The following is a 21174-nucleotide window of genomic DNA, read 5'->3' on the forward strand; positions in this document are numbered from 1 at the left end:
TGACGAGCTACTTTCCCGCCGGAAAGTGCTGGACTCCCCGTCGCCGAGCGTACTGAGCTAGCTCTGCTTGAGCCTATGAGTAAAGAAGCCCTCGCTCGTCGTCGCGACGCTCCTCCTCGCTCGCCCTTCGTCCGCCGAGGCTCCGCACCGCGAACCTCACCCCTCCCCAGCCGCCTCGCTCCCGCGCTCCCTCCGGTCGCACGGTCGGCCGTCCCTCGCACGCGCCGGGTGGATAATTCAGTTCAAGCTGAACGCTCCGTGAACACTCGTTTAGAACTGCGAAGACGCAGTCAGAGTCCGAGAGAGTCGATTAAATCTACGCCAGGTCGTAGTAGTCCGAGAACACCTCGACGGTGGCCTTGAACAGCGCCAGAACTATCGGGCCGACGAAGATGCCGATAGCGCCGACGAAGTACACCGCGCCCAGCACGCCCAGCAGGATGACCCCGGAGTGGAGCGACGACTCCCGGTCGATGACCAGCGCCCGGAGGTAGTCGTCCGTGACCGCCACCGCACTCATCCCGTAGACCACCAGCAGCCCGGCGGCCAGCCATCTCCCCTCCGCGAGGAGGTAGACGGTCGCGCCGCCGAGCACCGGCGCGACGCCGACGATGGGAATCATGGCGAGGACCATCATCACGACCGTCCAGAACCCGGCGTTCGGCACGCCGAACGCGAACAGGCCCAGCCCCGAGACGAGCCCCTGCACGGCGGCGACGAGCACGTGGCCCTTCAGTACCGCCCACGTCGCGTCGGCCGCCTCGCCGTACAGGTCGTCTTGCACGTCGCGGGGCAGGGGCGTGACGCGCTTGACCCACCCGACGAGTTCGTCGCCGTCCTTGAGGAGGTAGTACAGCAGAAAGAGCAGGAGCATCAGTCCGAGAAAGGCGTGGACGCCCGCGCTCGCGGCCGTCGACGTTCGGTCCGCGATACCGGACGTGACCGACTCGACCAGCCGGTCGGCCAACGGACCGATTTCGACGCCGAAGCGACCTTCGAGCTGATTCTGTATCGGCTGGAGCGCGGGCAGCTCCTCGGTCGAGGTCGGCAGGCTCTCTAGCTCGGCGACGCCGACCGTCACGAGCAGGCTCAGCGGGCCGACCACGAGGACGACCGCGAGACTGACCAGCGCGAACGCCGCCGCCTGCGGTCCGACGGCGGGGACGAGGCGTCGCTGGAGCGGCGAGAGCGTGAACGCCAGCAGCATCGCGCCGAGGACGTAGCTCAGGAACGGCTCGACCACGAGAACCGACAGGGTCGCGAGGGTCCCGACGAGGACCACGGCGAACCCGGTCCGGGCGTTCATGGCCCTAACGACACGGCTTCACGGCGTAAAAGCCGACTGGGCCGGGTGACCCGAGCCGACCTGTTACTCGGGCTTCAGGCCGTCGTTCTCGACGCGCATCACGGCCTCGCCGTCGGCGAGGTTCGGGGCGTCCACGAGCCGGACGATGCGCTTGTCGCCCTTCGACTTCCGGAGGTAGATGCGGAACGTCGACTTGTGGCCGAGGATGTTGCCCCCGATGGGCTGGGTCGGGTCGCCGAAGAACGAGTCGGGGTTCGAGGCGACCTGATTGGTCACGACGACCGCCGTGTTGTGGAGGTTGCCCACCTTGTCGAGGTCGTGGAGGTGCTTGTTGAGCTTCTGCTGGCGCTCGGCGAGTTCGCCGCGGCCGACGTACTCCGCGCGGAAGTGGGCGGTCAGCGAGTCGACGCAGAGCAGTCGGATGGGGTACTCGTCGTCCTGGGTCTCGTTGGCGAGTTCCTCGGCCTTCTCGGCCAGCAGCATCTGGTGGTTGGAGTTGAACGCCTTGGCGACGTGTATCCTGTCGAGGAAGTCCTCGACCAGCGCCTCCATCGCCTCGTCGTCGCCGGGCGAGCCCTCGATGTCGCGCTCGTCCATCGCGGCCTGGATGGCCTCGTCTGGCAGCCCCCGAACCATGTCGTCGATGCGCTCGGGTCGGAAGGTGTCCTCGCTGTCGATGAACATGGCGCTGCCTGCGAGGCCGCCGTGTTCGCGGGGAAGCTGGACGTTGACGGCGAGCTGGTGGGTGACCTGGGACTTGCCGGCTCCGAACTCGCCGTACACCTCGGTAATGGACTGGGTCTCGACCCCGCCGCCGAGCAGGTCGTCGACCTCGTCTATCTTCCACTCCAGTTTGCCGATCTTCTCGCGGCGCTCCAGCACCGTCGCGCCGGTCTCGAAGCCGCCCACATCGGCGGCCTCGCGGGCGGCCTGTACGATGTCGGCGGCCGTCGAGTCGCCGACGTCGGCGGTGTTGGAGAGTTCGCCGGGGCTCGCCACGGCGAGGCCCTCGTAGGAGTCGAACCCCGCGTCCTGAAGCTTCTCTGCGGTCGCCGGGCCGACGCCCGGAAGCTCTTCTAAGTCTGCGTTTGCTGCCATCGTATCCGTGGCTTGTGCGTCCCGTCATATAAACCTCCGTTAACAGGGGAGTGAAAGTGAAAATGCGGGCAAGCGGAGCCACGGCTGGAATCAGAAGACAGGATTTACGTTAGAAGAGGTCGGCCGTCATCGCGTTCCGGTCACGGGTCACTCCCACGGATGCCTGCCGGGCGAACTCGGCAGGAGGGCGTACCAGTACTCCTTGTTCTCCTCGACTTCGAGTTCGCCGTCGAGGTTGCTCTCCAGTTTGAACTCCGCACTGGAGTCGCGGTCGTTCGTCCCCTTGGGCACGAGCGGATAGTACGCGCCCCGGCGGAACGAGTACGCCCAGTAGACGTACTGGCCGTCGTCGACCCGCCCCGACGTGTCCTGGAACGCGAACAGGGCCGCGAGCAGTCGGGAACCGTAGCCGCGCTCGATGAGCGTGTCGGACGCGAAGTGGAGGCTGGTCACGAGGTCCTCGAAGTCGTCGTCGCGGAGGACGACCCACGAGTAGCCGTAGTCGTCGGTGTGGCCCTCGGCCTCGGTACCGGTCTCGTCCTCGCCCACGTCCAGAATCTCGTGGACTTCCTCGACCGTTTCGGCGAAGTCGGTGCTGTCGACCTCCGAGAAGCACAGCGCGGCCTCGCCGACCGCCTCGTAGCCCAGTTCGGCCTCCATCGTGAGGTACGCCGTGCTCATCCCGAACAGGTCCTCGGGGTCGGCCTTCCTCGTCGCGTCGGATTCGGCCTGGATGCCCAGCACTTGCCGCAGCCCGTCGAACAGTCCCATGAGCGGACGTAGGCGCGCCCGAACAAAAAGGATGGTAGTGCGGTCGCGCCGGGCGGGTTCCGGCGACCGCGCGGCCGTCAGAAAACGTCGGGGAGGCGACCGTCCCGCGTCGTCAGGCCGCTTCCATCTCGCGTTCGAGGTCCCGGAGCCGCTCGATTCGGGCCTCGGTGCTGGGGTGGGTGCTGAACAGCTTCGAGATGAGGCCGCTCTTGATGGGGATGATGAAGAACGCGTTCATCTCGGACTGCTCGCGGATGTCGTCTTTCGGCACCTTGTCCATGTCGCCGCTGATGGTCATCAGCGCCGACGCCAGCGCGGCGGGCTTGCCGGTGATGGTCGCGGCTCCCCGGTCGGCCGAGTACTCGCGGTACCGGCTGAGCGCCCGGATGAGGAAGAAGCTCACGATCCACACGACCAGCGAGGCCGCGATGGCGACCCAGACCGGAGCCTGATTCCGGCTGTCGCCGCCCCCGCCGAACCACCAGCCCCACCGCACCACGAGAAAGGCGATGGTCGAGAGGAACGACGCGATGGTCATCACCATCATGTCGCGGTTCTTGACGTGGGCGAGTTCGTGGGCCAGCACGCCCTCCAACTCCTCCTGGTCGAGCGACCGCATGAGTCCGGTCGTGACGGCGACGGCAGCGTTGTCCTGCGAGCGTCCGGTGGCGAAGGCGTTCGGGACGCGGCTGTCCACGACGGCGACCTTCGGTTTCGGCAGGTCGGCCTGCTGGGAGAGTCGGCCGACCATCCGGTGCAGCTCCGGATACTCGTCCTCGCCGACCTCCTTGGCTCCCATGCTCCACAGCGTCAACTTGTCGCTGAAGAAGAACTGGACGAGCGAGAAGCTCCCCAGCAGCAGGACCGGAATCAGCATGCTCGTGAACTGCGTACTCAGTACCCCGATGAACACGGCGTACAGCGCGAACAGCAGGAACATCGTGAGGGCCATCCGCCCGCGAAGCCCCCAGTCCGCTTTCCATTTCATGTGTACCCATAGGGAGTCACCCCTTTTAAGCGTTCTTCGACCGGTCGGCGGACGAGCTACCACCCGACTCGGCGACTGCCACCGCGTCCGCACTCCTTCAGACTTAAACCCGCGAACCTCCTACCCCGGAACATGACTACCGACGCTCGCCAGTTCTGCCCGAACTGCGGGGAGTCGCTCGACTCCGACCCCGCCGAGCGACCCTCGCTCCCGGACGCCACGGGCAAGCGCGGCCGCGAGCAGAAGCTCTGTGACGCGTGTTACTTCGACCGGTTCGACCTCGTGGACGCGCCCGACCGCATCGAGGTCCGGGTGTGTTCGCGGTGTGGCGCGGTCCACCGGGGCAACCGCTGGGTCGACGTCGACGCCCGCGACTACACCGACGTCGCCATCGAGGCCGTCAGCGAGTCGCTGGGCGTCCACCTCGACGCCCGCGAGGTGTCGTGGCAGGTCGACCCCGAGCAGGTCGACCGCAACACCATCCGGATGCACTGCCTGTTCTCGGGCGTCGTGCGCGGGACGTTCGTCGAGGAGGAGGTCGTCGTCCCCGTGAAGATATCGCGGGAGACCTGCACCCGGTGCGGTCGCATCGCGGGCGACTACTACGCCTCCACGGTGCAGGTCCGCGCCGTCGACCGAACGCCCACCGCCGAGGAAATCGAGCGCGCCGAGGAAATCGCCCACGACGTCGTCGCCGAGATGGAGGCCACGGGCGACCGCAACGCGTTCGTGACCGAGGTGGGCGAGACCGACGACGGCGTGAACCTCAAGGTCTCGACCACCAACATCGGCAAGAAGATCGCGGCCAAACTGGTCGAGGAGTTCGGCGGGGGGTACTCCGACTCCGAGACGCTCGTGACCGAGGACGAGGACGGCGAGGAGGTGTATCGGGTGACCTACGCCGTGCGCCTGCCGCCGTACTCGCCCGGCGAGGTAATCGACCCCGAGGACGGTGACGGCCCCGTGCTGGTCCGGAGCGTCCGGGGGAATCTGAAGGGCACGCGACTGACCACCGGCGAGGACTACGAGGCGACCTTCGAGGAGGGCGACGCGCCCGACGCCCGGCGGCTCGGCCACCGCGACGACGCCGAGGCGACGACCCTCGTGGCCGTCGAGGACGAGCGCGCGGTGCAGGTGCTCGACCCCGAGACGTACCGCTCGAAGACCGTCGCGCGCCCGGACTACCTCGACCCCGACGCCGAGACCGTGCCGGTGTTCAAGAGCCGCGCGGGGCTGCACGTGGTGCCGGAGCGGGATGACGGGGAGTGAGCTCGCGGCGGTCGTCCGCAAGCCCGAGAGCGAGGCGACCATCGCCGCGCTCCGCGAGGAAGGCGTCTACGACGCGACCCGGTCGGTCCGCGAGCGCGACGACGAGACGGTCGAACTCCCCGTCACGGACCCGCCGACCGAAACCGCGGTCCTCGACGTGGTCGAGCAGGTCGACCCCGACCGGCGACTCCCCGACCTCGACGCCCACCTCCGCGAGCGCGGCTGGTCCGACGCGGAAATCGAGCGCGCGCCGTCGTCGTGGGCGGTGGTGGGTAGCGTCGTCCTCGTCACCTTCCGCGACGAGGACGGCGACGACGCTCTCGACGCCCCGGAGCGCGAGGCGGTCGGCGAAGCGCTGCTCGACCTCCACCGCGAGGCCGACACCGTGCTGGCTCACGAGGGCGTGTCGGGCGAGCACCGCGAGCCGTCGGCGTCGGTGGTCGCAGGCGAGGGCGACACCGAGACGGTCCACGTCGAGCACGGCACCCGTTACGCGCTCGATCTCGCGGCGGTCATGTTCTCGCCGGGCAACAAGGCCGAGCGCGCCCGGATGGGCGAGGTGGTCGAACCGGGCGAGCGCGCGTTCGACATGTTCGCCGGCGTCGGCTACTTCACCCTGCCGATGGCCCGGGCCGGGGCCGACGTGGTCGCGGCCGAGCGCAACCCCGAGGCGTTCCGCTATCTGGTCGAGAACGCGATGCTCAACGAGGTCGCCGACCGCGTGTCGGCGTTTCGCGCCGACTGCCGCGACGTCGAGGTCGACCCGCGAGCCGACCGGGTGGTGATGGGCTACTACGAGGCCCACGAGTACCTCGATTCTGCGCTCGCGGCGCTGCAGCCCGGCGGAACGGTCCACATGCACGAGGCCACGCCCGAGGCGCTGCTGTGGGACCGACCGGTGTCCCGACTTCGGGACGCCGCCGGGGAGGCGGGTCGGGCGGTCGAGGTCCTCGACCGTCGGACCGTCAAGAGCCACAGCGAGGGCGTCGCACACGTCGTCGTGGACGCCAGAGTCGAGTAGCGTCGGACGCCGGCGGGACGAGCCGCGAGCGCGTCGGTGGCGAGCCCGGGGCTCAGTCGCGCCGGGCGGGCAGGGTCCGGTCGACCACCTGCTCGAACCGCTCGACGGTCGACGGCTCGACGCTCCGCTCGTCGACGACGTACACGCCCCGCAACCCCTTGCTTCGACACTGTCGCACGAACGAGTCGACCAGCCGGTGGAGGCGCTCCGGTCGCGAGTACATGAGCAGAACGCTGAGGTTGTCGAAGACGACCCACCCGCGTCCCTCCCGGAGGTGGCGGTACGCCCGCGAGAACGCGATGCTGACTCCAGTCAGGTCGCTGGGATAGACGTTCTCCTCGCACCAGAGCGGGCCGGTGTAGTCGTCCGTCGAGGGGGAGACCGGGACGACGCCGACGCTGTTTAGCGGCCGGCCCAGTTGGCGGAGCCGGGACTCCATCTTCCGTGCGGTCGTCCCGACCGAGACGACCAACAGGTTCTCGAACGCCCCGTCCGGGAGCGCCCCGAGTTCGAACGTCCCGCCGTCCGTCGTGACCAGTACCTGTTCGCCGGCGATGAGCGTCTCCAGTCGAAGCCCGTTCCCGTCGGTCGGGTTGGCGGCGTCGCTAATCAGCATCCTCGAAGCCTCCCTCCCCGTCGGCCGGTACCTGAAAGACGTCCCGGTCCTCGAAGACGATGAATCCCCGGGCGAACAGCCACACGCTTCGCAGGTGCAGCCAGCCGGAGACGACGTACAACAGGCTGTAGATGCTCGTGACGACCGGGTCGGTCGCGACGTCGAAGTACACCAGGTCCTCGACGACGGTACCGCCGGCGAAAAACAGCAGGCTCAGGCTGAAGTAGAGGACCCCGCGCCGGTAGAGGACGGCGTAGTCGTTCCGCACGACGGGAACGAGCAGCGCGAGGCTCGCAGCGACGAGCAGAACGGTGAGCACGACGAAGACGACGCCCTCGGCGATCACACGCGATCACCCCGGAGGAGCAGGGTGAGCCGGAGGGCGGACAGGCACGCCGCGAGGGTCCCGACCGCCCAGGCGACGACCGCGAACCCGTGCACCGCGGGCGCATCTATCCCGAGGATGACGATGACGAGATAGAGGATGAAGCTGACCTCGACCACCGGAATCGGCTGGAGCACCCGCCCCCACGGCGTCCCCCGATAGCCTCTGTACGCCAGAATCGCCAGCGGTAACGACGCCGCCAGCAACAGGATTTTCGCTAGATTTGCGAGCGTCGTAATAATCATCAGAGCGAAGATTGTACTCCGGTTATTTATAAACTACGGCGGCCGAGCGCCCCGGAGCGGCTCGCCTCGGACGCCGGCCCGCAGGTTTAACTGCCGACTGTCTGAACGTCCCCGCATGCCGACGTGTCCCGCCTGCGAGCGCGACGCGAGTTCCCCGAACTACCGCCGCCAACGGGTCGAACCGACCGCCGACCGCGACGGCGTCACCGTCACCGCGACCACGGGCCTCCAGTACTGGATGGTGGTCTGCCCGCACTGCGAGGCCGTCCTCGGGACCGTCTCGGGCCGGCGCTAGCGAGTCGTCGCGCCGCGCCGAGGACCCCAACCGTTATTTCGCTCGACTCGCTCCCGTTACGCATGGACGACGACACGCGCCAGAAGCTCATGTCGCTGTTTCTCGTGCTCCTGATGATAACGTCGGGGGTCGCCTACGCCGCGTCGTTCCTCTGAACGACGCCCCGCCGACCACGGGGCAGCTACTCGACGTCCCAGACGTCGGCCATCGGGCTCTTCCGGTCGTTCGAGCGCCGGCCCGCCGCGCTCCCGTCGCCGGAGTCGCTCGACTCGGGCAGGGAGTCGCGGCGTCGACCTCGGCTCCGCCGATTCGCGCCCGACCCGCTCGCGCTCGTGGGGTCGAACTCCGGGAGGTCGGGTCGGCTCATCCGGGCTATCTGGTCGGCGAACCACGGCGGCACGTCGCTGTCGGCGCGGTCGAACACCTGGAGCAGGCTCGCGTCCGCGAGGTAGGTCGCGCCGTGGTCGTCGGGCGACCGGACCACCCGACCGCAGGCCTGGATGACGGTCCGGAGCGCGGTCCGGTAGTACCACGCCCACTGGCCGTCTTCGAGCCGGTGGGCCACTCGCGAGTCGCCGGTGTTGAGGAACGGGGCCTTGCACAGCACCTGCCAGCGCGCGAGGTCGCCCTTCAGGTCGAGCGCCTCCTCCATCTTGACCGAGACCAACACCTCCTCGCCGTCGGTGGCCTTCCACGACTCCAGTTGGGCGTCGCGGTCGTCCGTGTCGTGGGTTCGGATTCGGTCGCCGACGCCGAACTCGGCGAGCCGGTCGGCCAGACGCTCCTGAATCGCGTACGAGTGGGCGTGGATTATCCCCTTCTCGCCGCGGTGGCGCTGCATGAGTCGGACGATAGTCCGGGCGATGTCGGGCAGGGTGTCGTCGCGGTCCTCGTAGGTCATCTTGCCCTGCGTCACGTCGTACAGCGGCCGGTTCTCGACCGGGAACGTGTGGTCGACGTCCACCAGCGCGACGTTCTCGGGGTCGAGGCCGACCTGCCGGCAGAACGCCGCCTTGTTCAGGATGGTCGCCGACAGGAGCGCGAACTTGTTGCCCCGCTCCCAGACGGTGTGGCTCAGGTAGCGCTCGGGGTTCATCGGCTTGATGGTGATGGCTCCGCCGTCGTCCCCACCGCCGCTCCCGTCCTGCTGGTCGACCACCCACGTCGTCGCGCTCCCGGCGTCGCGGTAGTCCTCCACGAACCACTGTAGCTCGCCGATGAGTTCCTGTAGCTTGTCGCGCTCGGCGGCCTCGTGGGGGTCGAGTTCCTGTCGAGCCACGAGTTCGTCCTTCCGGCGTCGGAACGCGCCGACCACGCTCTCGGCGAACCGAACCGCGCGGTCGAGGTCCCCGTCGGTCAGGTCGGGGACCGACAGGTCCTCCCACGTCGGGACGGTCCGGGGGTTCAGGTCGATGGTCGCGTACATCTCGGCCCACTCCGCGAGCCCGTGGGCCTCGTCTATCACGACCACGTCGCGCTTGCGGAACACCTCCGAGCCGGCGGTCCGCATGAAGTACGCCAGCGTCATCGCGGCTATCTCGCGGTTGCTCGCGATGGCCCGGTCCGAGAAGTACGGACACCGGTGCTTGACCGAGCAGTCGTAGCCCTTCTCGCGGGCGCAGGGCGCGCGATTTACCGGCGTGTCGGTCTCGCCCGGCAGGATACACGAGTAGTTGCGCTTGCCCCGGATTATCTTGAGGTCGTCGAGCAACTCGTCTTCGGCCACGTCGTCCAGTTGGGACACCTGCGGCGTGGTGTAGTACGCGCCGGTGGCGTCACTGGGGGCGGCCTCGTCGGGCTGGCGGGCGGCCCCCGCGATGGCGCGGGCGAGCAGCGATTTACCGCTCCCCGTGGGTGCCCGGACCAGCACCACGTCGTTGCCGTCGGCGAACGCCTCCCCGATGCGTTCGAGGGCGTCGCGCTGGTTGCCGCGATAGGAGGGCGCGGGGAACTCGTCGGGTATCCGCTCGGGGGTCACTATCCGAAGTCAGGACGGTGTGCCGGATAAAGGCTACTGGTTGCGGCGATTGGAGCGTCAGGGGTCCCCACCGTCTTCGGTGTCGTCGGCGAGCCTGAGACTTCCGGACCGTTTCAGCTCCCTCCGAGTCCCGCCACGTCCGACGCAGTGGGGTCGTCCGGGAGTCGGTCGATGCACTCGAAACAGAGGAAGTGTTCGCTCGCGTCGCTGTCGAATTCGAGGGTCATCCCGCCGGTCTGGTCGCGTTCGAACGTCCAGAGGTTGGCGATGCCGCCCGCGATGGTGACCTGCTCGCCACAGCCCTCGCACGTGTCGCTGGCCATGCCCCGACCGAGTGGTTCCACGCTCAAAGCCGTGCCGACGGAATCCGAATCATATTTATCCGAGTTCGTCGTGCTTCGCCGTACTCGGTTACCACCCACGATGGAGACACCATGAACGACACAGATTCACCGGCCTCACCCGCCGCCGACGGTCCGACGTACGCGTCGAACACGGCCCACGCCCACTTCGACGCCGAAACCGACGAACGCCCGGTCCCCGCCGTCCTCGAAGCGCTGGGCGAGGCGGCCGAGCGTCCGGTCGACGAACTCGGCGTTCGCCTGCACGACGCGGTCGACCCCGACGCGCTCGACGACCTGTTCCGGACGACTGCTACCGGCCTGCGCCGCGACGAGGGACACGTCTCGTTCGCCGTCGGCGAGTTCTCGGTGGACGTCCACGCCGACGGCCACGTCTTCGCGCGTCGGACGCGCTGAGCTCGGGACGCCACCCGATTCCTTATCCTGTTGGCCCGCCTACCTTCGCGAGGTATCGATGAAGGTCGACTGCGAAGGATGCGCCGGCTGTTGCATCGACTGGCGGCCCATCGCGCCCGAGCCCAGCGACCACGAGCGCCGGGGACCCCGCGTCCCGCTCGACGACGACTACAACCTCGTGCCGCTGACCCGCGACGACGCCCGGGCCCTGCTCGACGCGGGACTAGCCGACGCGCTGACGCCGCGACTCTGGCGCGCCGAGGAGGGCGTCGCGGTCGACGGCACGACGCTGGCGGCCATCGACGGCAAGCCCGCGTTCTTCCTCGGACTCCGGAAAGCGCCCAAGCCCGTCGCCCCGTTCGCGGCCGACCCGACGTGGCTCCCGACGTGCGTCTTCCTCGACCCGACGACCCTCCAGTGTCGGATTCACGGCGAGGAGACCTACCCCGAGGAGTGCGCCGACTACCCCGGCCACAACCTCGAACTCGACCAAGAGACCGAGTGCGAGCGCGTCGAGTCGGCGTTCGGCGGGGAGCGACTGCTGGACGACGACCCGCCCGACGACCGCTCGGGCTTCCTGCTCGGCCCGCAGGCGCTCGGCCAGAAGGTGTTCGTCTTCCCCGACGGCGACCGACTCGACGGCGTCGTGGCGCGCGCCGAGGCCGGCGACCTCACCGACGACGACCGCGCGCTGTTCGTGGCGGCCGCCGTCGCGGCCGCGCCCGGGACGACGAACGTCGACCGCGACCGCTTCGAGGACGCTCTCGCGGAGGCTCGGGCCGCCGACTCGTGGGCGGGCCGGGCCCTCTCGGAGTGGGCGGAGCGAGCGGGAGCGCCGGGCGACTCCGCCCCGGAGCAGTCCCTCGCCGAGCGAATCGAGGGCAATCGCGGCGCACCCGACACGCCGGGCTGGGACGGGATGCACTGAAACGGTCGAGCGCGCGACAGAAACAGACCGCGTTCACTTCCCGGCCTTGATCTCCTCGAACTGGTCGAGCAGCGCCTCGGTAGAGTTCCCGGAGTCGTACTCGACGGAGCCGTGATACGCCGTTCGGTCGTCGTCCTCGCTGATGTCGACCGAACTGTTCTTGCGTTCACGGCGCTCGTGTTCTTCCTCGTCATAGGCACCCATTGACATGACAACCACACTCATGGGTTGGGGGTGGCCGGTAATGAATGTAACGGATAATAGCGTTCGTTTCACCGGCTGCAAACATCTCGAAATCCGCCGGCCGCGAGCCGCCTCGACGCAAGAGGTAAATTCCTCGCGTGCTAGCGTCCGAACGTGGCAAGCCCGCTCCGCTTTCGCCGCTCGACGGAGCGGTGGACCGACGACCGAATCAAGCGCGACCTGCTCGCGTCGCTGGACGAGACGTTCGGCGCGCAGCTCCTGACGCCCCACTACGCCGCGCCCGCCGGCTACGAGGCCAGCCGATTCGAGATGGACAACGGCGACCTCGCGCTGTTCCTCCGGGCCGACGACGGCGAGGCGGCGTTCTGGCTCGGCAACACCGAGACGCCCTCGGCGCTGTGGCGCACCGAGAAGTACACCTTCGACGAGGTGCCCTACCCCGTCGCGCGGTGGGCCCAGCGCGAACTGCTCGCGGACCTCGAAGTCGAGGCCCCGTGGCTGGCCGCCTACGACCACCTCTCGTGGTTCTTCCTCCCGGTGCTGTTCTCGAAGGACGGCCGCCACTCCTCGCGGGAGTTCTTCCGCGACCACGCGATGGGCTTTCCCGACGCGGACCGCGACGAGGCCCTGGGATTCTACGAGGAGTTCCTCTCGACGGGCGCGCTCGACGACCACCGCTACGAGATGGCGTCGAAACTCGGCACCAGCCCGCAGGTCGACCCCGTGCGGATGGCCTCGGCGATGAGCGAGTTCACCGCCGCGAAGCTGCTCGTCGACGCCGGCTACGCGGTCACCCCCGAGATAGCGGTGACGACCGGCCACTCGCTGGACTTCCGGGCCGAGTCGCCGAACGGCGGCGAGTCCCCGCTGGTCGAGGTCACCCGGCCGCGACCCCCGACTCGGCGGCAGGCGAGCACGCCGGTCGCCGCGCTGCGCGAGACGGCCGAGACGAAGGTGTCGGGCCAACTCGACAAGCACGGCGGCGGCGCGGTGCTGTTCGTGGACTGTTCGAGCTTCCGCGACGACGAGTGGGCCGCCGTGGCGGGCGAACGGCCCGACGTGCGCCACCGGCCCGCCGTGGTGTTCCGAGCGCGACCCTCCGGCCGGGTCGAGGCCTACAGCAAGGGGTCGGTGCCGCTGGACCTCGGCGGTGCCGTGGAGTGGATATAGTAGCTGTTGACGGTGGTTGTGACGCGGTGGCCGCCTAACGACTCCCCGCGAGCGAGGGAGCGAAGCGACCGAGCGAGCGGCCCAAGGAACTCTCGACGGAGCGCCGGAGATGCGCTTTGCGCATCTCCAAGCGAGGGAGGGAGTGACGCCGTGGTTTTGGTCGAGCTTTTGCCAGGGAGCCGGGCGGGCGTGTCGCAAAGCGACCGCCCGCACTGCGACCGCAGCAAAAGGTCGTCTTAGAAGCTGACCTGTTCCGGCCCGAACGTCCCGAGCGTCGTCGGGTCGCGGTCGCTGTACCCCTTCCGGCCGATGGCCTTGCCGCTCACCGAGCAGTAGAGGGCCGCCTCGGCCTCGCCCGGTGCGTGGAACGTCTCGCTCTCGCCGCGTCGGAGTACCTCCCCGAGTCGCTCGGTGCCGTTCGGGAGGTCGAGTTCGTAGTCGCCGTGCGAGTCGGCGAGCTGGTCGGTCGTCGCGGGGTAGTCGTGTTGACGGAGTAGCTCCGTCGCCTGTCGCAGTGACATCGACAGCACGTACATCAAAGATAATGATAAACTTTGCTGGGGCATGTGATTCAGGAATTTAAGGAATCTAAGGACGGGGTTCGCGCACCGTTCGCGCCGCATCGCCCTCGTAACGAAGCGCTTTCGACCCCGGCGCGCGTTCTGCGGGTATGAGCGTCTTCGCCGACCTGCACGTCCACACGACCAACTCCGACGGCGAGATGGAACTGTCGGCGGTCGCCGGGGCCGCCCGCGAGGCGGGCGTCTCGGTCGTGGCGATCACCGACCACGACCGGCTCCACCCCGAACTCCCCACGCCCGTCACCGCGTTCGAGGGCGTGACGGTGGTCCACGGCATCGAGTTGCGGGTCGACCCCGACCCTGGGGACTACGAGAGCGAGACGGCCGGCGAGCGCGTGGACCTCCTCGGCTACGGGGTCGCGCCCACGCCCGACCTCGCGGACGAACTCGACCGAATCCAGACCGGCCGCGAGGAGCGCGGCCGGCGAATCATCGAGAACGTCGAGGACCACCTCGGCGTCGACATCGGACTCGAAGCCCGCGAGGGACTGGGCCGACCCCACGTCGCCCGCGCGGTCGTCGACCACCCCGACACCGACTACGAGGCCGTGGGCGAGGTGTTCGACGACCTCATCGGCAACGACGGGCCCTGCTACGTGGCCCGGGAGGTGACCTCGTTCGAGCGCGGCGTCGAACTCCTCTCGGACGCCTGCGGCCTCGTCGGACTGGCCCATCCGCACCGGTACGACGACCCCGAGGCGGCGCTCGAACTCACCCGACACCTCGACGCGGTGGAGCGATACTACCCCTACGACCGGGAGGTCGACCCCCGGACGATAGAGCGCGCCGTCGCCGAACACGACCTCGTCCCCACGGGCGGCAGCGACGCCCACGACGACGTGCTCGGCCGCGCGGGGCTGTCCGAGCCCGAGTACCGTCACTTCCGGTCGTCGGTGAATCTGTAACCGGGGTGTCCGTTGGTCGGTTCGGGCGGTCCGAGCGGTCCGCCGTCGCGGTGCGGATGCAGTGGGTCGCGGTGTGGATGCGGTGTGGATGCGGTGTGGATGCGGTGTGGATGCGGTGTGGATGCGGTGTGGATGCGGTGTGGATGCGGTGTGGATGCGGTGTCTCCTCGGCTCAAGCAGTAGCTAGCTTCGCGTTGACGTTCGTTCCGTCGAGTACGCTACTACTGCTTGAGCCGAGGAGTACCGCCACCGCCCCGCCATCGCCCCGCACCGCCACCGCCCCGCCATCGCCCCGCACCGCCACCGCCCCGCCATCGCCCCGCACCGCCACCGCCCCGCACCGCCACCGCCCCGCACCGCCACCGCACAGCACCGCCCCGCACCGCGACCGCGCCCCGTGCCTCCCCGCTTGCGAGCGCACGAGCGCGCTCGCGGCGCGTCCCGTGGTCGGTGGCGGGTCGCGCACCTGTCGTCAGTGATGGGTCGCACTCCTGCGCCGGTGACGATTCGAGGGACTGCTGGTCGGCGAACGGCTCGGCCTCGGTGTGGGGTACCGAGTCGACGCGGTCGCTGGCCCGAGCGCAGAACCTAAATCCTCCGCACCACCTACCAACTGGTATGCGGTGTCACTACTGCGACCGGGACGCGTCGTTCGCCCCCGAACTGAACGGCGTCAGGGTGGGACTCTGTGACGTGCACTTCCGCGAGCAGTTCGAGTACCTCGCGGAGACCGACGCGCTGGCGTACCTCCGGCAGGAACTCGACGTCGACCGGACGGAGTAGCCGCCCGCGACGTTCCCGGCCGTGCGGAAGAAGGGGGTCTCGTCAGGCCCGGCCGGCGTCGACGTCGATGGCGTCCACGGGGCAGACGTCGACACAGAGCATGCAGTCGATGCACTGGGCCTCGTTGGCGGGGTCGGCCTTCTGTTCGCTCTCGGGATGGTCCGGGGAGTCGACCCACTCGAACACGTCGACCGGACAGTCCTCCAGACACGCGCCGTCTGCGATGCAGATGTCGAAGTCGACCGCGACGTGCGTGCCGTGGATGCCGAGCTGCTCGGGCTCCTCGACGGGGCCCCACACGTCGTGGCCCTCGTGGTCGTCTACCTTCTCGCGGTTCTCGTGAAATTGCGGGTCGATTGCCATACTACAGCTTCGGCGAGAGGATACTTAAAACACGGTCCTCCACTTAAGCGTGGCGGTGGCGGCGGTTAGTTTAGGCCGGGCTAAAAACGCGTGACGGGGAGGAATTGCGGCGTTCGCCCCCGAACGTGCTCACCGGGGTTTAAGTAGTGGGCTCGCCGCGCTACTCGCGCATCTCGCACCCCGGTTCCGGCGTCGGCCCGAACCGCCGCCACGCGACCCCCAGCGCGGCGACCGTCAGCACCGTCACTCCCACCTGTGCGACGCCCGCGCCGAGTCCGCCGGCCGCCGCGGTGCCGGCTACTGCGCTGCCGGCCACCGCCGCGCCGCCGACCGCGGTGGTGCCGACACAGCAGAGGCTCGCGACCCCGGCGAGTCCGAGGAGTCGCCACGGCGCGTCGCGGTCGGTCACGCGACCGGCTTCTCGCGCCGTGCCTATCGCTCTTTCGCCCCGCTCGGTGCGACCGGCGACCGACGCGAGAACGAGGTTGCCGACGCGCGTAGCTTTTTGCCCGTCCGACGACACCGTTCGGCCATGCCGACGATTCCGAGTCCGGGCCTCGGCACCTCGGGCAACGACGACCCCGACCAGTGCGCCGAGACGCTCCGGACCGCGCTCGACGTCGGATATCGCCACGTCGACACGGCACAGATGTACGACAACGAGGCCGCGGTGGGCGAGGGCATCGCCGCCAGCGACGTGCCCCGCGAGGAGGTGTTGCTCGCCACGAAGGTCCACCCGTCGAACCTCGCGCCCGAGGACGTGCGCGAGACGACCGACGAGAGCCTCGACAGGCTCGGCGTCGACGCCGTGGACCTGCTGTACGTCCACTGGCCGACCGGGGCCTACGACGCCGAGGCCACCCTTCCGGCGTTCGACGAGGCCCGCGACGCCGGGAAGACCCGCCACGTCGGGGTGAGCAACTTCACCGTGGACCTGCTGGAAGCGGCCGAAGACATTCTCGACGCCCCCATCGTCGCCAATCAGGTCGAGATGCACCCGCTCCTTCCACAGGACGACCTGCTCGACTACTGCCGGGACCGCGATATCACCGTGGTCGCGTACGCGCCGCTGATGCAGGGCGAAGCGGGCGAGGTCGACGTGCTGGCCGACCTCGCCGACGAGTACGACGCCACGCCCGAGGCCGTCAGCCTCGCGTGGCTCGCCCAGCGCGAGGGCGTGGTCCCGATTCCGAAGGCTACGGGCGAGGCCCACCTCCGGGCAAACCTCGCCCCGCCCGAACTCACCGACGACGAGGTGGCGCGCATCGACGCTATCGACGAGCGCGAGCGCCTCATCGACCCCGACGCGGCGGCGTGGAACCAGTAGGTCAGACGGGTTCGACCTCGTCGCCGACCGCGATCTCGCCCGACTCGACCACGTCGGCTTCGAGCCCGCCCCGGTGGACCAGCGCCGACACCGCGCCGTCCTCGGTGAGCGATTCGAGGTGGCCGCAGGGTTCACAGAGCGCGACGCCCTCGCAGACGACCTCGCCGACCCGGAATCGCTCGCCCACGAGGTGGTTCAGCGCGACGTCGCGCGTGGTGACGTTGCGGCGGTGCGCGCCGTCGCGGAGGTCGACGCCGCCGTCGGCTGCCGCGTCGAGCGCTTCGGCTTCGATGAGGGTCAGGTCCGCGCCGTCGCCGCCGAAGTGGCGGTCGCCGCGAACGCCCTCGCCGGCGACCGTCTCGGCCGACTCGACCGGTTCGGTGTCCGCGCCCGACTCGGGCGCGAGGTGGACGGCTTCGACGGTTCCGGTTCCGTTCATGCTCGCGGTGTGGAACCGAACGCTCTTAATTCTCGCGCGTGGTTCCGCCGTAGCTCCCTGACAGCGTCGAGGCGAGTTCCCGTCGAACGGAATCGGATTGGTTGGGGAAGTGATGGCTCTGAAGAACAGTGGCGCTAGCTTCTGCCGAGGCAACTGAGAACCGCACCGCCCCGCAACCGCACTGCCCCGAAACTGCCCCGCAACCGCACCGCATCCGCCACCCGCAACCGCCCCGCACCGCGACCGCGAGCCTCACGCCTCCCCAGCCTCGGCGACCGCATAAAAGCGGTCGCCTCCCTCGCACGTTTTGGCGCGGCCACGAGGGCCGCGCCAGCGCGCGCCGGAGTGGGAAGACGAGTCGGCGAGCGCGCCGAACGCTCCCTCCGCGCACGATGCCCCGAACGCTCGCACTCCAGTTTCGACCGAATCAGACCAGTTTTGTACCCTCGGAGCCACACACCGACTCGTGCCGAGGTTCGAGTACCCCTGTCCCGACTGCCGGACGACGAGCAACCTCCACGGGGCCGACTGCGAGTTCGAGGGCGCGTCGTGGGCCGACGTCGAGAAGGCCTACGCCGACGTCGTGGCGGTGCTGTCGGGCGGCCCGCTCCCCGAGGACGCGCTCCCCGAGGCGGTCCACGGCCGGTGGAGCAGCGTCCACCGCGCCGCGCTCGACCGCCTCCAGCACGAGCAGCGCGTGGTCGAGGACGGCGGACAACTCGAACTCCTGACCGCCGAGCAGTACAAGGAACACGTCACCGACCCCACCGTCGAGCCCATCAAGACGGTCGCTCGGAAGGGGTCGGTGCCGGGTGCCCACGACAACGCCGTGTTCGCCATGATAGCGTGGTACGAGATGGTCGGCCTCTCGTGGTCCGAGACCCGCGAGCGCGTGGTCGACTGGCTCCGGGAGACGGGAACGTGGACCAGAGGCGGGTTCGAGGAGTCCTCGCCCGAGGAACTGGTCGACAACAAGCGACACGTCTACGAGTCGGGCTACGGCTGGAAGGAGAAGGCCGAGGCAGCCAAGGCGGTCATCGACCGGAGCCTGTAGCCCGCGAGCGGGTCCCTTCGACTTTCGCACAGTCGCTGGCTCTGCAACTGTGCGTCCCCCCTTTTTGCGTCGGGTGTCGTCGCTCGAACCGTCAGCCGTACGGTCCCCGAATCTACGGCGGAACCCGACACTACGATGGTACGAGACACACCCAAGCGAATCGTCGAATTCGTGACGAACCACAACCGAATCGTCGTCGTCTTGCTGTTGCTGTTGACTGCCGGCGTCGCGGGCGGGGCCACCCGGCTCGAGATGCAAAACTCCGTCCAGCTCGACAGCGATTCGGTCGGAGAGACGACGGTCGCACAGAAGAGCGAGTACATCGACGAACACTACGGTCAAGACGGGGAGGACTCGAACGACACGGCGTCCTCGACGGTGTACGTCCGGGCCGAGGACGGGAACGCCCTCTCGAAGCAGTCGTTGCTCGACTCGCTGCGCTATCAGCGCGACGTTCGGACCAACGAGTCGGTCGCCGGCGCGCTCGCCGACGAGGGCGGCGTCCTCGGCGTGTCGAACGTCGTCGGCGCGCGGGCCGCGGGCGACCCGGACGCCGACCTCGACGCCCGGATAGACGCGCTCGAAGCGCTGAGCGACGACGAGGTGGCCGACCTCGTCGCGGCGACGCTCTCCGAGGGGTCGTCGGCGCTCGAACTCATGCCGACCGACTACGAGCCAGGGAGCGCGACCGCCGAGAGCCGCCGGATGGTCTTCGAGTTCGAGGCCGCCGGCGACGGCACCGGAATGCCCGCCCCGCCTGCGGACGCACAGCGGGCGCTGTACGAGACGGCGGGCGAGTACGGGGCGGTCGACGACGGCACCGCTCGGGAGTACTTCACGATGGGGCAGTTCGCCTCTCAGTCGTACTACGAGCAGATGAACGCCGACGTCTTCGAGCTGATTTTGCCCGCCGCCCTGCTGTTCATCCTCGGCGTCCTCGGGTTCGCCTATCGCGACGTCGCCGACGTCGTCGTCGGCTTCGTGGGCGTGGTCGTCTCGGTGGTGTGGCTGTTCGGCGTCCTCGGCTGGCTCGGGATTCCGGCCGGGATGACAGTCATCCTCGGTCCCGTGTTGATAACCGGCCTCGGAATCGACTACGGACTCCACGTCTTCATGCGGTACCGCGAGCAGCGCGGCCCCGAAGATGGCGTCCGCGAACCGATGAACCGCGCGCTGTCGTCGGTCGGGGTCGCGTTCGTGCTCGTCACGCTTACCACCGCCGTCGGCTTCCTCGCGAACCTCACCAGCCCCTTCGAGACGATACGGAACCTCGGCGTCGGCATCACGCTCGGCGTGGTCTCGGCGCTCGTGGTGTTCACGACGCTCGTCCCCGCGCTCAAGGTGAGCGTCGACGGACTGCTCGAACGCGTCGGCTTCGACCGGCGAAAGCCCGCGCTCGGCCACGGTCGCTACCTGCGCGCCGTCCTCGGTGCGGGCGTCACCGCTGCCCGGCGGGCCGCGCCGCTCGTCGTCGTGGTCGCGCTGGTCGCGGGCGCGGGCGGTGCGGTCGCGTGGACCGACGTCGACCGGCAGGCCTACCAGACCTCGACCGACGTCGCAGAGTGGAAGACCGACCTCCCCGGGCCGCTGGCCTGGGACGCGACCGACGACCCGTACTACGCCAACCAGCAGTTCGTCCAGGAGGCCTACCAGTCGACCGACAGCGACCGCCGGCTGAGTTCCGTCCTGGTCGAGGGCGACGTGACCGACCCCGGGGCGCTCGACCGGGTCGCCGCGGGCGTCGCGGACGCCGAGCAACGCGACGTCGCGTTCGAGCGCGACGGGCGCGTCCGGGTCGTCTCGGTCCTGTCGGTCCTGGAGTCGGCGGCCGCCGAAGACGAGCAGTTCGCCGCGACGCTCCGCGAGGCCGACACCGACGGCGACGGCGTCCCCGACCGGAACGTCGAGGCGGTGTACGACGAGCTCTACGCGGCCGCGCCCGCGCAGGCCGCGCAGGTCCTCGAACGCACCGACGGCGAGTACCGGTCGCTCCGGATGCTCGTGCCGGTCGAAAAGGGGCTCGAAGTCGACGTCCGCGCGGAGGCGATGCACGGCGTCGCCGGTACCGTCGAGGACGGCGGGGGTCTGACCGCCACGGCGGTCGGGCAGGCGACGTTCGCGAACGCCGAACTCGGTCAGCTGGCGGACGGCATCCTCCGGACGATGCTGATCGCGCTGGGGATCATCGGGGTCGTGCTCGCGGTCGTCTACCGGCTCACCGCGGGGAGCGCGACGCTGGGCGCGCTCACTGCCGTCCCCATCACGCTCGTCCTCGCGCTCGTCTTCGGCGGGATGTACCTCACCGGGACGCCGATCACGTTCGTCACCGCGCTGTTGATGAGTCTCGTCATCGGACTTGGCGTCGACTACAACATCCACGTCAGCGACCGGTTCGCCCAGGAACTCGACCACGGACGCGACCCGGTGACCGCGCTGCGCACGGCCGTCACGGGGACCGGCGGTGCCCTGCTCGGTAGCACCCTCACGTCCGGCGGTGCCTTCGCCACCCTGCTGTTGCACGTGAGCCCGCAGATTCGCGGGTTCGGCGTGCTGGTGGTGCTCGGGCTGGCGCTGTCGTTCGTCGTGAGCGTCTACGTCTTCCCCAGCATCCTCCTGCTGTGGAGCCGTCGCGTCGGCGTGGCGTCGCTGGCCGACGGCGAGTCCGCAGCGACGACCCCGAGCGACTGACC

At 69.1% G+C, this 21174-nt stretch carries 25 protein-coding genes; 11 read left to right on the forward strand and 14 right to left on the reverse strand.

Features of this window, described 5'->3' with window-relative positions; genetic code table 11:
* Positions 1 to 316: 316 nt before the first annotated feature.
* The 4 genes from EPL03_RS01335 to htpX form a co-directional block, all read right to left on the reverse strand.
* Positions 317 to 1306, reverse strand: a complete 990-nt coding sequence (locus tag EPL03_RS01335; RefSeq protein ID WP_135827537.1) for an AI-2E family transporter — start codon at positions 1304 to 1306, stop codon at positions 317 to 319.
* Positions 1307 to 1369: 63 nt separating this feature from the next.
* Positions 1370 to 2404, reverse strand: coding sequence for a DNA repair and recombination protein RadA (radA, locus tag EPL03_RS01340; protein ID WP_135827538.1), 1035 nt, complete (start codon positions 2402 to 2404; stop codon positions 1370 to 1372).
* A 147-nt stretch (positions 2405 to 2551) separates the two neighbouring features.
* Positions 2552 to 3175, reverse strand: a complete 624-nt coding sequence (gene pspAB / locus EPL03_RS01345) for a PspA-associated protein PspAB (RefSeq protein WP_135827539.1) — start codon at positions 3173 to 3175, stop codon at positions 2552 to 2554.
* Between the two features lie 112 nt (positions 3176 to 3287).
* Complete coding sequence (htpX, locus tag EPL03_RS01350; RefSeq protein ID WP_135827540.1) at positions 3288 to 4163, reverse strand: zinc metalloprotease HtpX; 876 nt, start codon at positions 4161 to 4163, stop codon at positions 3288 to 3290.
* Positions 4164 to 4295: 132 nt separating this feature from the next.
* On the opposite strand from htpX, the gene EPL03_RS01355 reads away from it, so the two are divergent.
* A complete protein-coding gene (locus tag EPL03_RS01355) occupies positions 4296 to 5432 on the forward strand; it encodes a 60S ribosomal export protein NMD3 (RefSeq protein WP_135827541.1) in 1137 nt (378 codons plus the stop codon).
* Complete coding sequence (locus tag EPL03_RS01360; protein ID WP_135827542.1) at positions 5419 to 6453, forward strand: class I SAM-dependent methyltransferase; 1035 nt, start codon at positions 5419 to 5421, stop codon at positions 6451 to 6453. The genes EPL03_RS01355 and EPL03_RS01360 overlap by 14 nt, the downstream gene beginning before the upstream one ends.
* 52 nt (positions 6454 to 6505) lie before the next feature.
* On the opposite strand, the gene EPL03_RS01365 is transcribed toward EPL03_RS01360, so the two are convergent.
* The 3 genes from EPL03_RS01365 to EPL03_RS01375 are packed head-to-tail and all read right to left on the reverse strand — an operon-like array spanning position 6506 to position 7699.
* Positions 6506 to 7069 carry a DUF7504 family protein gene (locus EPL03_RS01365; protein ID WP_135827543.1) on the reverse strand — a complete coding sequence of 188 codons (564 nt, stop codon included), beginning with the start codon at positions 7067 to 7069 and terminating at the stop codon, positions 6506 to 6508.
* Positions 7059 to 7415 carry a hypothetical protein gene (locus EPL03_RS01370; RefSeq protein WP_135827544.1) on the reverse strand — a complete coding sequence of 119 codons (357 nt, stop codon included), beginning with the start codon at positions 7413 to 7415 and terminating at the stop codon, positions 7059 to 7061. The genes EPL03_RS01365 and EPL03_RS01370 overlap by 11 nt, the downstream gene beginning before the upstream one ends.
* Entirely contained in the window at positions 7412 to 7699 is a 288-nt protein-coding gene (locus EPL03_RS01375) for a hypothetical protein (protein ID WP_135827545.1), read from the reverse strand. The genes EPL03_RS01370 and EPL03_RS01375 overlap by 4 nt, the downstream gene beginning before the upstream one ends.
* Before the next feature lie 115 nt (positions 7700 to 7814).
* Here EPL03_RS01375 and EPL03_RS01380 point away from each other — a divergent pair, with 115 nt between their 5' ends.
* Entirely contained in the window at positions 7815 to 7994 is a 180-nt protein-coding gene (locus tag EPL03_RS01380; RefSeq protein ID WP_135827546.1) for a hypothetical protein, read from the forward strand.
* Between the two features lie 181 nt (positions 7995 to 8175).
* Here EPL03_RS01380 and EPL03_RS01385 read toward each other — a convergent pair whose 3' ends face one another.
* Positions 8176 to 9972, reverse strand: coding sequence for a helicase C-terminal domain-containing protein (locus EPL03_RS01385; protein WP_135827547.1), 1797 nt, complete (start codon positions 9970 to 9972; stop codon positions 8176 to 8178).
* Between the two features lie 113 nt (positions 9973 to 10085).
* Positions 10086 to 10295, reverse strand: a complete 210-nt coding sequence (locus EPL03_RS01390) for a DUF7561 family protein (RefSeq protein WP_135827548.1) — start codon at positions 10293 to 10295, stop codon at positions 10086 to 10088.
* A 111-nt stretch (positions 10296 to 10406) separates the two neighbouring features.
* On the opposite strand from EPL03_RS01390, the gene EPL03_RS01395 reads away from it, so the two are divergent.
* Positions 10407 to 10730, forward strand: coding sequence for a HalOD1 output domain-containing protein (locus tag EPL03_RS01395; RefSeq protein WP_135827549.1), 324 nt, complete (start codon positions 10407 to 10409; stop codon positions 10728 to 10730).
* A gap of 58 nt (positions 10731 to 10788) precedes the next feature.
* On the forward strand, positions 10789 to 11658 hold the full coding sequence (locus tag EPL03_RS01400; protein WP_135827550.1) for a YkgJ family cysteine cluster protein: 870 nt from the start codon (positions 10789 to 10791) through the stop codon (positions 11656 to 11658).
* 33 nt (positions 11659 to 11691) lie between these two features.
* On the opposite strand, the gene EPL03_RS01405 is transcribed toward EPL03_RS01400, so the two are convergent.
* On the reverse strand, positions 11692 to 11868 hold the full coding sequence (locus EPL03_RS01405) for a DUF5786 family protein (RefSeq protein ID WP_244605206.1): 177 nt from the start codon (positions 11866 to 11868) through the stop codon (positions 11692 to 11694).
* A gap of 147 nt (positions 11869 to 12015) precedes the next feature.
* Here EPL03_RS01405 and EPL03_RS01410 point away from each other — a divergent pair, with 147 nt between their 5' ends.
* Positions 12016 to 13032 (forward strand): DUF5784 family protein, encoded by a 1017-nt coding sequence (locus EPL03_RS01410; protein ID WP_135827552.1) that lies wholly within the window; start codon positions 12016 to 12018, stop codon positions 13030 to 13032.
* A gap of 236 nt (positions 13033 to 13268) precedes the next feature.
* On the opposite strand, the gene EPL03_RS01415 is transcribed toward EPL03_RS01410, so the two are convergent.
* Complete coding sequence (locus EPL03_RS01415; protein WP_135827553.1) at positions 13269 to 13553, reverse strand: DUF5789 family protein; 285 nt, start codon at positions 13551 to 13553, stop codon at positions 13269 to 13271.
* 149 nt (positions 13554 to 13702) lie between these two features.
* Here EPL03_RS01415 and EPL03_RS01420 point away from each other — a divergent pair, with 149 nt between their 5' ends.
* Both EPL03_RS01420 and EPL03_RS19710 read left to right on the forward strand, forming a co-directional pair.
* Positions 13703 to 14518, forward strand: coding sequence for a PHP domain-containing protein (locus tag EPL03_RS01420; RefSeq protein WP_135827554.1), 816 nt, complete (start codon positions 13703 to 13705; stop codon positions 14516 to 14518).
* A 618-nt stretch (positions 14519 to 15136) separates the two neighbouring features.
* On the forward strand, positions 15137 to 15301 hold the full coding sequence (locus EPL03_RS19710) for a DUF6757 family protein (protein ID WP_168216200.1): 165 nt from the start codon (positions 15137 to 15139) through the stop codon (positions 15299 to 15301).
* A 42-nt stretch (positions 15302 to 15343) separates the two neighbouring features.
* Here the strand turns inward: EPL03_RS19710 and EPL03_RS01430 are convergent, their stop codons facing one another.
* On the reverse strand, positions 15344 to 15664 hold the full coding sequence (locus EPL03_RS01430) for a 4Fe-4S dicluster domain-containing protein (protein ID WP_135827556.1): 321 nt from the start codon (positions 15662 to 15664) through the stop codon (positions 15344 to 15346).
* A gap of 160 nt (positions 15665 to 15824) precedes the next feature.
* On the reverse strand, positions 15825 to 16073 hold the full coding sequence (locus EPL03_RS01435; protein WP_135827557.1) for a hypothetical protein: 249 nt from the start codon (positions 16071 to 16073) through the stop codon (positions 15825 to 15827).
* A gap of 123 nt (positions 16074 to 16196) precedes the next feature.
* Here EPL03_RS01435 and EPL03_RS01440 point away from each other — a divergent pair, with 123 nt between their 5' ends.
* The gene (locus tag EPL03_RS01440; RefSeq protein WP_135827558.1) at positions 16197 to 16991 is read left to right on the forward strand and encodes an aldo/keto reductase; all 795 of its coding nucleotides are present in this window, start codon (positions 16197 to 16199) and stop codon (positions 16989 to 16991) included.
* 1 nt (position 16992) lies between these two features.
* On the opposite strand, the gene EPL03_RS01445 is transcribed toward EPL03_RS01440, so the two are convergent.
* Positions 16993 to 17430, reverse strand: coding sequence for an MOSC domain-containing protein (locus EPL03_RS01445; protein WP_135827559.1), 438 nt, complete (start codon positions 17428 to 17430; stop codon positions 16993 to 16995).
* 466 nt (positions 17431 to 17896) lie between these two features.
* Here EPL03_RS01445 and EPL03_RS01450 point away from each other — a divergent pair, with 466 nt between their 5' ends.
* Together EPL03_RS01450 and EPL03_RS01455 are read left to right on the forward strand one after the other, a co-directional pair.
* Positions 17897 to 18484, forward strand: coding sequence for a DUF7474 family protein (locus tag EPL03_RS01450; protein ID WP_135827560.1), 588 nt, complete (start codon positions 17897 to 17899; stop codon positions 18482 to 18484).
* A gap of 135 nt (positions 18485 to 18619) precedes the next feature.
* Positions 18620 to 21172 (forward strand): efflux RND transporter permease subunit, encoded by a 2553-nt coding sequence (locus EPL03_RS01455; protein WP_135827561.1) that lies wholly within the window; start codon positions 18620 to 18622, stop codon positions 21170 to 21172.
* Positions 21173 to 21174: the final 2 nt, after the last annotated feature.

The sequence above is a fragment of the Halorussus halobius genome, assembly GCF_004765805.1.
Taxonomy (GTDB): domain Archaea; phylum Halobacteriota; class Halobacteria; order Halobacteriales; family Haladaptataceae; genus Halorussus; species Halorussus halobius.

Excerpts from the sequence above, each read along its gene's own strand:
- EPL03_RS01335 (WP_135827537.1), bottom strand. The coding sequence starts at position 1,306 with ATGAACGCCCGGACCGGGTTCGCCGTGGTCCTCGTCGGGACCCTCGCG.
- radA (WP_135827538.1), bottom strand. The coding sequence starts at position 2,404 with ATGGCAGCAAACGCAGACTTAGAAGAGCTTCCGGGCGTCGGCCCGGCG.
- pspAB (WP_135827539.1), bottom strand. The coding sequence starts at position 3,175 with ATGGGACTGTTCGACGGGCTGCGGCAAGTGCTGGGCATCCAGGCCGAA.
- htpX (WP_135827540.1), bottom strand. The coding sequence starts at position 4,163 with ATGAAATGGAAAGCGGACTGGGGGCTTCGCGGGCGGATGGCCCTCACG.
- EPL03_RS01355 (WP_135827541.1), top strand. The coding sequence starts at position 4,296 with ATGACTACCGACGCTCGCCAGTTCTGCCCGAACTGCGGGGAGTCGCTC.
- EPL03_RS01360 (WP_135827542.1), top strand. The coding sequence starts at position 5,419 with ATGACGGGGAGTGAGCTCGCGGCGGTCGTCCGCAAGCCCGAGAGCGAG.
- EPL03_RS01365 (WP_135827543.1), bottom strand. The coding sequence starts at position 7,069 with ATGCTGATTAGCGACGCCGCCAACCCGACCGACGGGAACGGGCTTCGA.
- EPL03_RS01375 (WP_135827545.1), bottom strand. The coding sequence starts at position 7,699 with ATGATTATTACGACGCTCGCAAATCTAGCGAAAATCCTGTTGCTGGCG.
- EPL03_RS01380 (WP_135827546.1), top strand. The coding sequence starts at position 7,815 with ATGCCGACGTGTCCCGCCTGCGAGCGCGACGCGAGTTCCCCGAACTAC.
- EPL03_RS01390 (WP_135827548.1), bottom strand. The coding sequence starts at position 10,295 with ATGGCCAGCGACACGTGCGAGGGCTGTGGCGAGCAGGTCACCATCGCG.
- EPL03_RS01395 (WP_135827549.1), top strand. The coding sequence starts at position 10,407 with ATGAACGACACAGATTCACCGGCCTCACCCGCCGCCGACGGTCCGACG.
- EPL03_RS01400 (WP_135827550.1), top strand. The coding sequence starts at position 10,789 with ATGAAGGTCGACTGCGAAGGATGCGCCGGCTGTTGCATCGACTGGCGG.
- EPL03_RS01405 (WP_244605206.1), bottom strand. The coding sequence starts at position 11,868 with ATGTCAATGGGTGCCTATGACGAGGAAGAACACGAGCGCCGTGAACGC.
- EPL03_RS01415 (WP_135827553.1), bottom strand. The coding sequence starts at position 13,553 with ATGTCACTGCGACAGGCGACGGAGCTACTCCGTCAACACGACTACCCC.
- EPL03_RS01420 (WP_135827554.1), top strand. The coding sequence starts at position 13,703 with ATGAGCGTCTTCGCCGACCTGCACGTCCACACGACCAACTCCGACGGC.
- EPL03_RS19710 (WP_168216200.1), top strand. The coding sequence starts at position 15,137 with ATGCGGTGTCACTACTGCGACCGGGACGCGTCGTTCGCCCCCGAACTG.
- EPL03_RS01430 (WP_135827556.1), bottom strand. The coding sequence starts at position 15,664 with ATGGCAATCGACCCGCAATTTCACGAGAACCGCGAGAAGGTAGACGAC.
- EPL03_RS01440 (WP_135827558.1), top strand. The coding sequence starts at position 16,197 with ATGCCGACGATTCCGAGTCCGGGCCTCGGCACCTCGGGCAACGACGAC.
- EPL03_RS01445 (WP_135827559.1), bottom strand. The coding sequence starts at position 17,430 with ATGAACGGAACCGGAACCGTCGAAGCCGTCCACCTCGCGCCCGAGTCG.
- EPL03_RS01455 (WP_135827561.1), top strand. The coding sequence starts at position 18,620 with ATGGTACGAGACACACCCAAGCGAATCGTCGAATTCGTGACGAACCAC.